Below are 13,113 nucleotides of genomic sequence, written 5' to 3'. Positions count from 1 at the left end.
CTCCGTCGAAGGCGCGCAGCGCCCGGGCCACCGCCTCGGCATCGGCGGGCGGCGGCGCCCCCCGCTGGCGCGCGCTCAGATGCTGGAAATTGCGAAAGCCCGCGGCGCGGGCGAGTAGATTGAGCGTCTCCTGCTGGCCGGGCGGCTGGGCCAGGCCACCGCGCAGGCTGCGCGCGAAGCGGGAGAGATCGGGAATGGTGAGCGAGACCGGCTGACGGGTCATGGACGCCTCCGCATCGACTGCCGGGACCCGAGCGCGGGCCGGGAGGTCCGCCCTTGTCCCGCGACAGTCCGTGGGGGGATGTCCGGTTCTCAGATGCGAGGGTTCAGCGAATGGCGGAGCCTGGGTCTCCTCGCGACCCTGCCCGAGGGCTAGCACGCGCGCGCCGCCCTGTCACTCCTTCAGAAGAGCGTCGAGCCGCGCGCGTTCCTCGTCGGACAGCCCCGCCTCGGTTTCGGGCGTGGCCGTGGCGCGCCCGCGCAGATAGCCCGCCCCGAGCCCCAGCGCGAGGAGAAGCATCAACGGGCCCGCGGCCCAGAGGAGCCAGTTCCAGCCGCCGGTCTGGGGCTTCAGGAGGACGAACTCGCCATAGCGCTCCACCACGAAGTCGATCACCTCGGCATCGCTATCGCCCGCCACGAGCCGCTCGCGGACCAGGATCCGGAGGTCGCGCGCCAGCGAGGCGTTCGATTCGTCGATCGACTCGTTCTGGCAGACCAGGCAGCGCAGCCCCTTCGAGAGCTCGCGCGCCCGTGCCTCGAGCGCCGGGTCGTCGAGCACCTCGTCGGGCAGCACGGCATGGGCCTCGGTGGCCGTCACGATCGACAGGACCGGCGCGCAGGCCAGAAGCAGACAGATCAGGACGACGCGCTTCATTCGGCGGGCACCGAGCGCGCGCTGGTCTTCTTCGCTCCGGCCGCGACCCGGAACCGGCGGTCGGACAGGCTGAGCCCGCCGCCGAGCGCCATCAGAAGGCAGCCCGCCCAGATCCAGTTGGCCAGCGGCTTGATATAGGTCCGCACGACCCACCCGCCGCCATCCTGCGCATCGCCGATCACGACATAGACGTCGCGCATCACGCGGTAATCGATGGCGGCCTCGGTGGTGGGCATGCGCGCGACCGGGTAGTTGCGCTTTTCGGGGTAGAGCCGGGCGATCTCGTCGCCGCCCTGCCGGAGCGCCACCTCGCCCATGGTCGAGAAGTAGTTCGGCCCCTCGACCCGGGAGACATCGAGAAGCTCCAGCTCGAACCCGCCGACCTCGAACCGCTCGCCGATCTGGGCGACCCGGATGTCCTCCTCCTGCCAAGCGGTCAGCCCGGCGACGCCCAGCATGGTGATGCCGAGCCCGGCATGGGCGACCGCCTTGCCCCAATCGGCCCGCGGCAGGCGCAGGAGGCGGGACGCGCCCGAACGGCCCGTGCGGGTCCAGAGATCGGTGGCCGCGCCCGCGACCAGCCAGGCCCCGAGGAACACGCCGACCGGCCCCATCGCCGAACGTCCGGTTTGCATCGCCCAGACAAGTGCGGCAAGCGCGAGCGCCAGGACGAAGGCCGGAACGAGCGTGCGCGCCGTGCGCCCGATCCGCCCGCGCTTCCATGCCAGCATCGCGCCCAGGGGAAGGATGAGGCCGAGGACCAGCATGAAGGGCGTGAAGGCCATGTTGAAGAAGGGCGGCCCGACCGAGAGCTTCCGCCCCAGCACCATCTCCGCAACCAAAGGCCAGATCGTGCCGACGAAAACCACGAGCGACGAGACCGCCAGAAGGATGTTGTTCAGGACAAGTGCGCTCTCGCGGCTGACGAGCCCGAAGACCCCCTTGGCCTGCATGGCGTTGGCCCGGGCGGCGTAGAGCGTCAGCGCGCCGCCGGTGAAGAGCACGAGGATGCCCAGGATGAAGACGCCCCGCTCGGGATCGTTGGCAAAGGCATGCACGCTCGTCAGCACGCCCGAGCGCACGATGAAGGTGCCGATGAGCGAGAAGCCGAAGGCCAGGATCGCAAGAAGGATCGTCCAGCTCTTCAGCGCCTCGCGCTTCTCGACGACGATGGCCGAATGGAGGAGCGCGGCGGCGAAGAGCCAGGGCATGAAGGAGGCGTTCTCGACCGGGTCCCAGAACCAGAACCCGCCCCAGCCAAGCTCGTAATAGGCCCACCAGGACCCGAGTCCGATGCCGATGGTCAGGAAGGCCCAGGAGGCCAGCGTCCAGGGCCGAACCCAGCGACCCCAGGCAGCGTCGACCCGGCCCTCGATCAACGCGGCGACCGCGAAGGAGAAGCAGATCGAGAGCCCGACATAGCCGAGATAGAGAAACGGCGGATGGAAGGCGAGACCTGGGTCTTGGAGCAGCGGGTTCAGATCCTGCCCATCGAAAGGCGGGGTCGCGAGCCGGATGAACGGGTTCGAGGTCCAGAGGATGAAGGCGTAGAAAGCCACCGCGACGCTCGCCTGCACCGCCAGCACTCGGGCGCGGAGCGAGGGCGGGAGATTGCCGCCGAACCAGGCCGCCATGGCGCCGAAAAGCGCCAGGATCAGCACCCAGAGCAGCATCGAGCCCTCGTGGTTCCCCCAGGTGCCGGAGATCTTGTAGAGAAGCGGCTTCGCCGAATGCGAGTTCAACACGACCAGCCGAAGCGAGAAATCCGAGACCACGAAGGCATGGACCAGCGCCGCGAAGCTGATCGCCACCAGGAGGAACTGCGCGGTCGCCGCGGGTTCCGCCACCGCCATCCATCCCGGCCAGCGCTTCTGCGCGCCGACAAGCGGCACGGTCATCTGCACCAGCGCCACGAGAAAGGCGAGGATGAGGGCGAAATGTCCAAGCTCAGTGATCATGTTTCACTCCTAACCTCTCGGAGACCGCGCTCCAATCCCCGGCCCCGTCACATTCGCGCCACCCGAAAGGCAGCGCCCGGCCCCGGCGTCGCAGTGCGTATTTGGAAAAAGAAGAAGCCTCAGGGGCGCAGCGCTCTTCCTGCTTCTCTTTTTCCCAAATACCGCCGGGGGTGAATTGGCCGTCAGGCCAAGAGGGGGCAGCGCCCCCTCCCCTTTTTCTTACAGGACCGCGTCCAGAACCTTGGAGAGGCGCGCCACCGTGCCGTCGACGTCGTAGAGCTTGTCGAGCCCGAAGAGCCCGAGGCGGAAGGTCGAGAAGCCCTGTGGCTCGTCGCAGGCAAGCGGCACCCCGGCGGCGATCTGCATGCCGTGTTTCACGAAGGCCCGGCCGGACTGGATCTCGGGATCGGAGGTGTAGCTCACCACCACGCCCGGCGCGCCGAAGCCCGGCGCCGCGACGCTCTTCACGCCCTTCTCGGCGAGATAGGCGCGCACCCGGTCGCCCAGCTCCCATTGCGCGGCACGCAGGCGCTCGAACCCGTAGTCGCGGGTCTCGGCCATGGTGTCGCGGAAGGCGCGGAGCCCGTCGGTGGGCATCGTCGCGTGATAGGCGTGGCCGCCGGTCTCGTAGGCGGTCATGATCTGGTGCCATTTCTTCAGATCGACGGCGAAGCTGTTCGACGCGGTCTCCTCCATCCGTGCGACCGCGCGCGCCGAGAGCATCACCAGTCCCGCCGACGGCGTGGCCGACCAGCCCTTCTGCGGTGCCGAGATCAGGACGTCGACGCCGGTCTTGGCCATGTCCACCCAGGCGCAGCCCGAGGCGATGCAGTCGAGCACCATCAGCGCGCCGACCTCATGCGCTGCCGCGGCGAGCCGGGTCACGTAGTCGTCCGGAAGGATGATCCCGGCGGAGGTCTCGACATGCGGGGCGAAGACCAGACCGGGCCGGGTCTCGCGGATCCGCGCCTCGAGCTCTTCGATCGGCGCGGGCGCGAAGGGCGCGTCCACCGCGTTGCCGGTCTGGCGCGCCTTCATCACCGTCGTCTCGCCGCCGAAGCCCCCGGCCTCGAAGATCTGCGACCAGCGATAGGAGAACCAGCCGTTGCGGACGACGAGCACGTCGGTGCCCTGGCCGAACTGGCGGGCGACCGCCTCCATCCCGTAGCTGCCGCCGCCGGGCACGAGCACCACCGCATCGGCGGCATAGACCTCTTTCAGCATCGAGGAGATGTCGCGCATCACCTCCTGGAAGGCTTGGCTCATGTGGTTGAGCGAGCGGTCGGTGAAGACGACGGAAAACTCCTCGAGCCCGTCGGGATCGACTGTGTCTAGAAGCGCCATCTGGTCCTCCCTGAAACGCCTTGTCCCCGCACGCATAAATGAAAGCCCGGGCGCGGCAAAGCCCGTGCGAGGCGCGTGGCCAGAAAGTCGCAGGGTTAAGGCGAGATTAAGCCGCGGTAAAAGCGGTCTTTCATTTCCGTTAACGGCACGGAAACTGGGCTGAACTGAGGCAGAGAGTGGCGTCAGAGGCCGAGAACGGCCCGTGCCAGACGAGCAGAAAGCTATGGCGTCCACGACGCTCATCCTGAACGGATTCAGCATCGCCGGCGATGCGAACACAAACACGCCCGCGCGTGACGGCGGCGCGATGTTCATCCATTCCGGCACCCAGCTTTTCGAGGATGACGACATCATCGTCTTCCTGGTCGAGGGCGCGGAAGAGAACGGCGTCCTGACCGACAGCTCGGTGATCACCGGGATGATCGTCTATGACAACGCCTATGATTATTACCACGACATCGCCAAGTACGAATACAGCTACGACGGCCCCGAGGGCGGGATCGACCTCGATGTCGGGCGCAAGACCATGGGCGACACCTATCTGGAATTCGATGCCGAGCTCCTGGTCTCCGAGGATGCCGATGCGCCCGAACTGGGGCAGCTGACGCTGGCCTCGGGGCTCGACATCTTCGCCGGGCTCGACCAGGACGGCGTGGTGAAGATCGATACCTTCACCGATGTCGATTACGATCAGGACGGCACGATCACCGGGCTCGAAGCCGCGGATGGTGCCTTTTCCGCGGCGCTGAACGATCTCGTCGCGATCTGTTTCGCGCGCGGCACCCTGATCGAGACACCGGACGGGCCGCGGGCGATCGAGACGCTCCGCGAGGGCGACCTGGTCACGACCCTCGATCACAGGGCGCAACCGATCCGCTGGATCGGCGGGGCGGCGTTCGACGGGCGCGGTGCCTCGGCGCCGATCCGGATCCGGGCGGGTGCGCTCGGCAACCTGCGCGACCTGACCGTGTCGCCCAATCACCGGATGCTGATCTCGGGCGCTACGGCAGAGCTGCTCTTCGGCGAACCCGAGGTGCTGGTCGCCGCCAAGCATCTCGTCAATGACGCGACCATCCGCCGGGTCCCCTGCGCGCAGATCACCTATTTCCACATCCTCTGCGACCGCCACGAGATCGTCTTTGCCGAGGGCGCGCCAGCCGAGACGCTTTTTCCCGGCCCGCAGGCGCTGGACGCGGTCTCGGACCATGCGCGGGACGAGATCCTCGCGATCTTCCCGCAGGTCGCCCACAGCGCGCCCGCGTCCGAGATGTCGCGCACCGCGCTCCGGGGCTTCGAGGCGGCGGCGCTCAGGCGCGCCTGAGCGCCCATTAAAGCGGCCCGGGGCGCCGCTCTTCCGACAGAAGCACGTTCGCATCGAGACCGCCGACACCGGGCAGCACCATGATCCGGCGGCGCAGCACGCGCTCGAAATCCGAAAGATCCCGAGCGACGACGCGCAGGCGGTAATCATACATGCCCAGCACATGCTCGACGGTCTGCACCTCGGGGATGGCCTGCACCGCGCGCTCGAACTCGGCGAGGCTCAGCCGCCCCTTGGTGGCCAGCTTGACGCCGAGAAACACCGTCACCCCGAAGCCCAAGGCCTGCTGGTCGAGGTCGAGCCGCTGTCCGCGAAAGACCCCCGCCTTGCGCAGCCGCTTGATCCGGCGCCAGGCGGCGGGCTGGCTGAGCCCGAACCGGCGGCCAAGCGCGCCCGCGGAGAGGGTCGCATCCTCCGCCAGCGCGCGGATCAGCGCGCGGTCGAGATCGTCGAGGGCGATCATGAGCGCGACGCACGCAGAATTTTAATGAAAATTCTGCACCTTGGGCGGTGTTCTTGAGGCAAAGCAGCACGCATCATAGCGGCAAGGTCTCGTCGGTCTTGAGCCGCGCCACATGCATGAGCGCTTCGAGATCGGTCATATGCGGCAAGGCCAGAAGATGGTCGCGGTAAAGCCGCTGGTAGTCTTCCAGATCGCGCGCGATCACCGCGAGGCGCACATCGACCTGGCCGAGAAAGGTCTGGATCTCCAGCACTTCCTGCACCTCCCGGGCCGCGGCGACAAAGGCGTCGAGCGCGTTCGGAACCGATTTGTCGAGCGTGACCCTCAGCGACACCTCGACCGCGTAGCCGAGCTGCGCCCAGTCGATCACGCCCCGCACCCCGCGCAACACGCCGGTCTCGCGCATCCGCGCCAGCCGCCGCGCCAGCGTCGAGGGGGTGACGCCCGCGCGCTCGGCCAGAGCCTCGGAGGGCTCCTCGGGCGCGGCCTGATACTGGCGCAAGATGCGGCGGTCGGTGTCGTCCAGCATGATTTCTCCGGGAATCCTCAAGAGCGCGAATGATGCTTCTTCTTTTTCCGAAATACGCATCAAAAACGCAACCGCTCTCGCGCCGCCGGGCCTAGAGTGCCCGCCACAAATCAAACCGGAAGGACGAAATCATGCGCGTCTATTACGACCGTGACTGCGACATCAACCTGATCAAGGACATGAAGGTGGCGATCCTGGGCTACGGCTCCCAGGGTCATGCCCATGCCCTGAACCTGCGCGATTCGGGCGCCAAGAACGTCGTCGTCGCCCTGCGCGAGGGCTCGGCCTCGGCCAAGAAGGCCGAAGGCGAAGGCCTGCAGGTCATGGGCATCGCCGAAGCGGCGGCCTGGTGCGACCTGATCATGTTCACCATGCCCGACGAGCTGCAGGCGGAAACCTACAAGAAATACGTGCATGACAACCTCAAGGACGGCGCGGCCATCGCCTTTGCCCACGGCCTGAACGTGCATTTCGGCCTGATCGAGCCGAAGCCCGGCGTCGACGTCATCATGATGGCGCCGAAGGGCCCCGGCCACACCGTGCGCGGCGAATACACCAAGGGCGGCGGCGTGCCCTGCCTCGTGGCGGTCCATCAGGACGCGTCCGGCAAGGCGCTCGAGATCGGCCTGTCCTACTGCTCGGCCATCGGCGGCGGCCGCTCGGGCATCATCGAGACCAACTTCCGCGAAGAGTGCGAAACCGACCTCTTCGGCGAGCAGGCCGTGCTCTGCGGCGGCCTTGTCGAGCTGATCCGGATGGGCTTCGAGACCCTGGTCGAGGCGGGCTATGCCCCCGAGATGGCCTATTTCGAGTGCCTGCACGAGGTGAAGCTGATCGTGGACCTGATCTACGAAGGCGGCATCGCCAACATGAACTACTCGATCTCGAACACCGCCGAGTATGGCGAGTATGTCTCGGGCCCGCGCATCCTGCCCTACGACGAGACCAAAGCGCGGATGAAGGCGGTTCTGACCGACATCCAGACCGGCAAGTTCGTCCGGGACTTCATGCAGGAGAACACCGTCGGCCAGCCGTTCTTCAAGGGCACCCGTCGCCTGAACGACGAGCACCAGATCGAGCAGGTCGGCGAGAAGCTGCGCGGCATGATGCCGTGGATCTCGGCTGGCAAGATGGTCGACAAAGAGCGCAACTGATCGCGCCTCGAAAAGGGTGCCCGCGGCGTCGCGGGCACCTGCCTCCGCGGTCTCGACCCCGCGGAGCTGCCGATTACCGGTCGCCCTCGTCCGCCTGCATGATCTTGGCCCAGCGGCGCAAATTGACGCTCGCCCTGGCCACGGTAAGGCTCAGGAGCGCGATCAATGTGACGATCGGAATGATGTAGGTGTATTCCATGACGTATCTCCCTGTGACGTTGAACTGTCGGGGAAAAACGTCAGGAGCGGACTGGCCGTTCCGGGCCTGGCCCCCTTACATCCCGTCCTTGAGCTGCCAGACGCAGAGGCCCAGAAGGGCGAGCAGGATGAGGATGACGAGAATATACATGGGGCGGCCTCCCTTGGTTTCGGTCGCAATGACAGTCAAAGAGTAGCCCTCGAACGGGCGCAATCAAAGCACGCTCGCATCAAGAGCGGGGTCTTGCCGGAAAACCGCTTGGAAATCATGCAAAAAACATCTCCGTTTGCGCCGCGGATCACGCTGGCCTCCTGGGCGATGGTGGCCGCGCTCGGGGTGACCTGGGGCGGGACCTTCGTTGTGATCGAGCTCGCCTTGCGCGGAATCGGACCCGCCTGGCTGGCCGCGGCGCGCATTTCCGGTGCCGCGATCGTGACCGTGGCGATCTGGCAGATGCTGGGCGGGCGGCTCTTTCTGAGCGACGCGCGACCCTACGGACGGCTTGCCATCGTGGGCGTGCTGAACACCGCCCTGCCCTTCATGCTCCTGAGCTGGGGTCAGGTCCGGGTCACCAGCGGCTTTGCGGGCGTGTCGATGGCGGCGGTGGCGCTCATCGTGCTGCCGCTCGCGCATCTGTTCCTGCCCGGAGAGCGGCTGACCCTGCGGCGCGTCATCGGCTTCGGGATCGGGTTTCTGGGCGTGACGATCCTGCTGACCGGCGCGGGCGCTCTGGAGAGCTCGGGCGATCCGCTGGAGCCCTTCGGACGGCTGGCCTGTCTCGGCGCGGCGGCCTGCTATGCCTCGTCCTCGGTGATGATGCGGCGTCTGCCGCCGATCGACCCGATCGGGCTCGCGGCGGTGCCGCTTCTCTTCGGCGCGCTGGTGGTGGTGCCGGTCGCGGCCTTGGCCGAGGGCGCACCGGCGCTGCCGGATCGCGCGACGCTCTTCTGGCTCGTGCTTCTGGGGCTGGTGCCGACGGCGGGGGCGAACCTCCTGCGGGTCCTGGTCATCCGCACCGCCGGTCCGGTCTTCATGAGCCTCGTGAACTACCAGGTGCCGGTGTGGTCGGTCGTCCTCGGAATCCTGATCCTGAACGAGCCTGCGCCGCCGACGCTCTGGTCGGCGCTGGCGCTGATCCTCGCGGGCGTGGCGGTCAGCCAGTGGGCGGCGCTGCGCGTCCTTTTCAGGCGGCGCGGACGCGGCGCTGGCGGATGAGGAAGGCGCAGACGAAGACGCCGCTCAGGATCAGCACGATGGTCGGCGCGGGCGCGCTGTCGAGAAAGAAGCTCAGATAGGTGCCCGCCAGCATCGCGGTCACGTTGACCGCCACCGCGACCCCGAGCATCGCCGCGAAGCGCCGGGTCATCAGGAAAGCGATGGCCCCGGGCGTGATCAGGAGCGCGATGGCGAGGATCAGCCCCGCCGCCGTCAGCGTCGCCACGATGGCGAGCGAAAGCGCGGCGAGAAGCCCGTAATGAAGCGCGGTGACCGGCAGCCCAAGCGCCCGCGCCTGCGCCGGATCGAAAGCGTGCAGGAGAAGATCGCGCCAGACCGCCAGCAGGCCCAGCGTGATCACCGCCGAGATGGCGCCGGCGCTCACGAGATCCGCAGTCGAAACGCCCAGCATGTTGCCGAAGAGGATATGGTCGAGATGCGCCTCGGGCTTCGCCCAGACATAGAGCACCAGCCCCAGACCGAACATGCCCGAGAAGACGACGCCCATCACCGTGTCCTCCTTGATCCGCGAGGTCTCTGTCAGGTAGCCGGTCGCCACCGCGCAGGTCATGCCCGCCGCGAAAGCGCCGAGGATCAGCGGCAGGCCGGTGACATAGGCGATGACGATGCCCGGCAGCACCGCGTGGCTGACCGCGTCGCCCATCAGCGCCCAGCCCTTGAGCACGAGAAAGCAGGACAGGAGCGCCGTCGGCACCGCCACGATCATGCAGATCAGAAAGGCGTTCTGCATGAACGGGAACTGCAACGGCAGGAGAAGCTCCCCGAGGCTCATGTGGCCGCCTCGCGTCCGCGGCGGCGCGCGGCGAGGCGTCCGTGCTTCGGCGCGAAGACGAAGGCCGCGAGGAAGACGAGCGTCTGCAGGCAGACGATGATCCCGCCCGTGGCCCCGTCGAGGAAGTAGCTGAGATAGGCTCCTGTCGCGCTTGTCCCAGTGCCAAGCGCCACGGAGGTCACGATGAGCCGCGGGAAGCGGTCGCACAGGAGATAGGCCGTCGCCCCCGGCGTCACCACCATGGCGATCACCAGGAACGCCCCTACGGTCTGCATCGCCGCCACCGTGGAGGCCGCGAGAAGCGTGAAGAACAGCGCCTTGAGCGCGCCCACCCGCAGCCCGATGGCGCGGGCATGGGCCTCGTCGAAGAAGGTGACCATCAGGTCCTTCCAGGTGAGCCCCAGCGCCAGGAGCGACACGCCTCCGATCGCCACCAGCTGCGCGGTGTCGGCGGGCGTGACGGCGAGGATATTGCCCATGGTGATGGTCTGGATCGAGACGGAGACCGGGTTCACCGACACCATGAACAGCCCAAGCCCGAAGAAGGACGTGAAGATCAGCCCGATCACCACGTCGGGCTTCAGACCTGAACGCTCGGAGAGAAACAGCATCGTCAGCGCCGCGAGCCCGCCCGACAGGAACGCCCCAAGCGCGAAGGGCAGCCCCAGCAGGTAGGCTCCGGCGACACCCGGCACCACCGAATGCGAGAGCGCATCGCCGATCAGCGACCAGCCCTTGAGCATCAGGTAGGAGGACAGGAAGGCGCAGACCCCGCCGACCAGCGCCGAAACCCAGATCGCGTTGGTCATGTAGCCGTAGGAGAAGGGCTCCAGCAGGATCACCGGTCGGGCTCCTGCTCCTGCTCGCGGCGGAGCGTCTTGCCGCCGTAACGGATGAAGGGCCGCTCGTCATCGGTCAGGATCGACAGGGTGCGCGCATCCTCGTCGTCATGCAGATCGCCCCCGCCCAGCGTCACATGGCGCAGAACGCCACCGAAGGCGCGTTCGAGATTGGCACGGGTGAAGATCTGCTCGGTCGGACCCGCGGCCAGGACCGTGCCCTTGACCAGAACGGTGCGGTCGCAGAACTCGGGCACCGAGCCCAGATTGTGGGTCGAGACCAGCATCACCCGGCCCTCGTCACGCAGCTCGCGCAGAAGCGCGGTGATCTGTTCCTCGGTGGTCACATCGACGCCGGTGAAGGGCTCGTCCAAGAGGATCACCTGCCCGTCCTGCGCCAGCGCGCGGGCAAGGAAGACGCGCTTGCGCTGCCCGCCGGAAAGCTCGCCGATCTGGCGGTGGCGATAGTCGCTCATCCCGACCCGCGCGAGCGCGGCGTCGACGGCGGCATGATCGGCGGCGCGGGCGCGTCTCAGAAAGCCCATATGGCCGTAACGGCCCATCATTACCACGTCCTCGACCAGCACCGGGAAGGACCAATCGACCTCCTCGGCCTGCGGGACATAGGCGACGAGACCGGCTTTGAGCGCCGCGCGCACCGGCTGGCCGAGGATGCGGATCGTGCCCGAGGACGTGGGAACAAAGCCCATCAACGCTTTGAAGAGCGTCGATTTTCCGGCACCGTTCACACCGACGAGCGCGGTCACCGTGCCGCGCGGCAACTCAAAGCTCGCATCGCGAAGCGCGGTGTGCCCGTTGCGATAGGTGACGGAGACGTCGCTGACCTCGAGCCCCGGCGCATCGCTCATTCGGCAAGCCCCTCGGCGATGGTCGTGGCCGTCACCCGCAGGAGATCGAGATAGGTCGGCACCGGCCCGTCCGGCTCGGAGAGCGAATCGACATAGAGTACGCCGCCATACTCCGCTCCGGTCTCGCGGGCGACCTGCTCGGCCGGCGCGGTGTTCACCGTGCTCTCGCAGAAGACCGCCGGAATGGCCTCTTCGCGCACTCCGTCGATCACCGCGCGCACCTGCTGGGGCGTTCCGGTCTGGTCGGCATTCATCGGCCAGAGATAGAGCTCCTTCAGCCCGAAATCGCGCGCCAGGTAGGAAAACGCCCCCTCGCAGGTGACAAGCCACCGGCGCTCCTCCGGGAGCGCCGCGATCCGGTCGCGCAAGGGTCCGATGGTGGCGCGGATCTCCTCTGCATAGGCAGCGGCGTTGGCGGCATAGGTCTCGGCATTGTCGGGATCGGCCTCGGACAAAGCGGCCTCGATCGCGGCGACATAGGCGAGCGCGCTGTCGAGCCCCATCCAGGCATGCGGGTTGGGCTTGCCGTCATAACTCCCGCCCGAGATCGAGATCGGCTCGATCCCGTCCGAGAGCGTGACCGCAGGCACGTCGCGAAGATTGCCGAGGAACTGTTCGAACCAAAGCTCGAGGTTCAGCCCATTCCAGAGGATCAGGTCGGCATCCGAGGCGCGCAGGATATCGCGCGGCGTCGGCTGGTAGCCGTGGATCTCGGCGCCGGGCTTGGTGATCGACACCACCTCCGCCGCGTCCCCCGCGACGTTCCGGGCCATGTCCGCGATCACGGTGAAACTGGTCGCGACCTTCAGCCGCTCGGCGGCGGCCGCACCGGCCGAGAGCATGGCGGCGACGGTCAGCGTGGCGGCGAGACAGGGACGAGACGTCATGGCGGCGGCGACCTCCTTTTGCAGATGCGACCGATTTGCATCTAACTGCCGCAGTTGCGACCGAGTTGCAAGAGCCTCTTGATGCCGGGCCCCGCGCCGTGCCATCAGAAAAGCCCATGAGCGAGACCGACGCAGATACCGAACGGCTGACCCGGGCCTTGCGCGCCCAGGGTATCCGCATCACCCGCCAGCGCGCGGCGCTCCTTGAGATCATGGCGCGCGCCGACGACCACCCCGACGCGGTCGAGCTGCACCGCCGCGCCTCGGACGAACTGCCCGGCATCTCGCTCTCGACGGTCTACCGCACCCTCGCCGCGCTCGAGGAGCACGGCGTGATCCAGCGCCACCAGTTCCAGGGCGAGACGGCGCGGTTCGAACCCGCCGATGCCGAGCATCACGACCACATGATCGATGTCGAGAGCGGCGAGGTGATCGAGTTCCACTCCGAGCGGATCGAGGAGCTGCAGGCCGCGCTCGCCCGAGAGATGGGCTACGAGATCGTCCATCACCGGCTCGAGCTCTACGTCCGCAAACGCCGCGACGCCTGAACCCAGAGAGCCCCCGGAACAGGTGCCCACCCTGCCTGCTTCTCTTTTTCCCAAATACCGCCGGGGGTGAATTGGCCGAAGGCCAAGAGGGGGCAGCGCCCCCTGCCCGGTCCCCGA

14 protein-coding genes and 1 pseudogene are annotated in these 13,113 nt (G+C 67.4%); 4 read left to right on the top strand and 11 right to left on the bottom strand.

Features of this window, described 5'->3' with window-relative positions; all coding sequences use genetic code 11:
* The 4 genes and pseudogenes from ACFQ4E_RS14370 to ACFQ4E_RS14355 form a co-directional block, all read right to left on the bottom strand.
* Positions 1 to 223 (bottom strand): annotated as a pseudogene (locus ACFQ4E_RS14370) (DUF2087 domain-containing protein); the annotation flags it as partial.
* 171 nt (positions 224 to 394) lie between these two features.
* Positions 395 to 877: a cytochrome c-type biogenesis protein gene (locus ACFQ4E_RS14365; protein WP_386804720.1), complete on the bottom strand. Its 483-nt coding sequence runs from the start codon at positions 875 to 877 to the stop codon at positions 395 to 397.
* A complete protein-coding gene (locus ACFQ4E_RS14360; protein WP_386804718.1) occupies positions 874 to 2,835 on the bottom strand; it encodes a heme lyase CcmF/NrfE family subunit in 1,962 nt (653 codons plus the stop codon). The genes ACFQ4E_RS14365 and ACFQ4E_RS14360 overlap by 4 nt, the downstream gene beginning before the upstream one ends.
* A gap of 219 nt (positions 2,836 to 3,054) precedes the next feature.
* On the bottom strand, positions 3,055 to 4,179 hold the full coding sequence (locus tag ACFQ4E_RS14355) for an aminotransferase class V-fold PLP-dependent enzyme (RefSeq protein WP_386804716.1): 1,125 nt from the start codon (positions 4,177 to 4,179) through the stop codon (positions 3,055 to 3,057).
* A 223-nt stretch (positions 4,180 to 4,402) separates the two neighbouring features.
* On the opposite strand from ACFQ4E_RS14355, the gene ACFQ4E_RS14350 reads away from it, so the two are divergent.
* Positions 4,403 to 5,500 (top strand): Hint domain-containing protein, encoded by a 1,098-nt coding sequence (locus ACFQ4E_RS14350; protein WP_386804714.1) that lies wholly within the window; start codon positions 4,403 to 4,405, stop codon positions 5,498 to 5,500.
* Between the two features lie 7 nt (positions 5,501 to 5,507).
* Here the strand turns inward: ACFQ4E_RS14350 and ACFQ4E_RS14345 are convergent, their stop codons facing one another.
* Together ACFQ4E_RS14345 and ACFQ4E_RS14340 are read right to left on the bottom strand one after the other, a co-directional pair.
* Positions 5,508 to 5,963, bottom strand: a complete 456-nt coding sequence (locus tag ACFQ4E_RS14345) for an Lrp/AsnC family transcriptional regulator (RefSeq protein ID WP_386804712.1) — start codon at positions 5,961 to 5,963, stop codon at positions 5,508 to 5,510.
* A 73-nt stretch (positions 5,964 to 6,036) separates the two neighbouring features.
* Entirely contained in the window at positions 6,037 to 6,492 is a 456-nt protein-coding gene (locus ACFQ4E_RS14340; protein ID WP_386804710.1) for an Lrp/AsnC family transcriptional regulator, read from the bottom strand.
* Between the two features lie 131 nt (positions 6,493 to 6,623).
* On the opposite strand from ACFQ4E_RS14340, the gene ilvC reads away from it, so the two are divergent.
* Entirely contained in the window at positions 6,624 to 7,646 is a 1,023-nt protein-coding gene (gene ilvC / locus ACFQ4E_RS14335) for a ketol-acid reductoisomerase (protein ID WP_386804708.1), read from the top strand.
* Between the two features lie 73 nt (positions 7,647 to 7,719).
* Here the strand turns inward: ilvC and ACFQ4E_RS14330 are convergent, their stop codons facing one another.
* On the bottom strand, positions 7,720 to 7,845 hold the full coding sequence (locus tag ACFQ4E_RS14330) for a hypothetical protein (protein ID WP_386804706.1): 126 nt from the start codon (positions 7,843 to 7,845) through the stop codon (positions 7,720 to 7,722).
* 267 nt (positions 7,846 to 8,112) lie between these two features.
* Here ACFQ4E_RS14330 and ACFQ4E_RS14325 point away from each other — a divergent pair, with 267 nt between their 5' ends.
* Complete coding sequence (locus tag ACFQ4E_RS14325) at positions 8,113 to 9,060, top strand: DMT family transporter (protein ID WP_386804704.1); 948 nt, start codon at positions 8,113 to 8,115, stop codon at positions 9,058 to 9,060.
* Here ACFQ4E_RS14325 and ACFQ4E_RS14320 read toward each other — a convergent pair.
* From ACFQ4E_RS14320 to ACFQ4E_RS14305, 4 genes are read right to left on the bottom strand one after another with little or no spacing between them, the layout of a single operon-like run.
* Entirely contained in the window at positions 9,029 to 9,853 is an 825-nt protein-coding gene (locus tag ACFQ4E_RS14320; protein ID WP_386804702.1) for a metal ABC transporter permease, read from the bottom strand. The genes ACFQ4E_RS14325 and ACFQ4E_RS14320 overlap by 32 nt on opposite strands.
* A complete protein-coding gene (locus tag ACFQ4E_RS14315) occupies positions 9,850 to 10,662 on the bottom strand; it encodes a metal ABC transporter permease (RefSeq protein WP_386804724.1) in 813 nt (270 codons plus the stop codon). Before ACFQ4E_RS14315 ends, ACFQ4E_RS14320 begins: the two co-directional genes overlap by 4 nt.
* 29 nt (positions 10,663 to 10,691) lie before the next feature.
* Positions 10,692 to 11,561, bottom strand: a complete 870-nt coding sequence (locus ACFQ4E_RS14310; RefSeq protein WP_386804701.1) for a manganese/iron ABC transporter ATP-binding protein — start codon at positions 11,559 to 11,561, stop codon at positions 10,692 to 10,694.
* Positions 11,558 to 12,448 (bottom strand): metal ABC transporter substrate-binding protein, encoded by an 891-nt coding sequence (locus tag ACFQ4E_RS14305; protein ID WP_386804699.1) that lies wholly within the window; start codon positions 12,446 to 12,448, stop codon positions 11,558 to 11,560. Before ACFQ4E_RS14305 ends, ACFQ4E_RS14310 begins: the two co-directional genes overlap by 4 nt.
* Before the next feature lie 116 nt (positions 12,449 to 12,564).
* On the opposite strand from ACFQ4E_RS14305, the gene ACFQ4E_RS14300 reads away from it, so the two are divergent.
* Complete coding sequence (locus ACFQ4E_RS14300) at positions 12,565 to 12,996, top strand: Fur family transcriptional regulator (protein ID WP_386804698.1); 432 nt, start codon at positions 12,565 to 12,567, stop codon at positions 12,994 to 12,996.
* Positions 12,997 to 13,113: the final 117 nt, after the last annotated feature.

The sequence above is a fragment of the Litorisediminicola beolgyonensis genome (genome assembly GCF_042679605.1).
In the GTDB taxonomy this organism is placed as follows: Bacteria; Pseudomonadota; Alphaproteobacteria; order Rhodobacterales; family Rhodobacteraceae; genus Litorisediminicola; species Litorisediminicola beolgyonensis.
The sequence above is the reverse complement of the archived record's forward strand: the minus strand, read 5'-3'. Positions and strand labels throughout refer to the sequence as shown.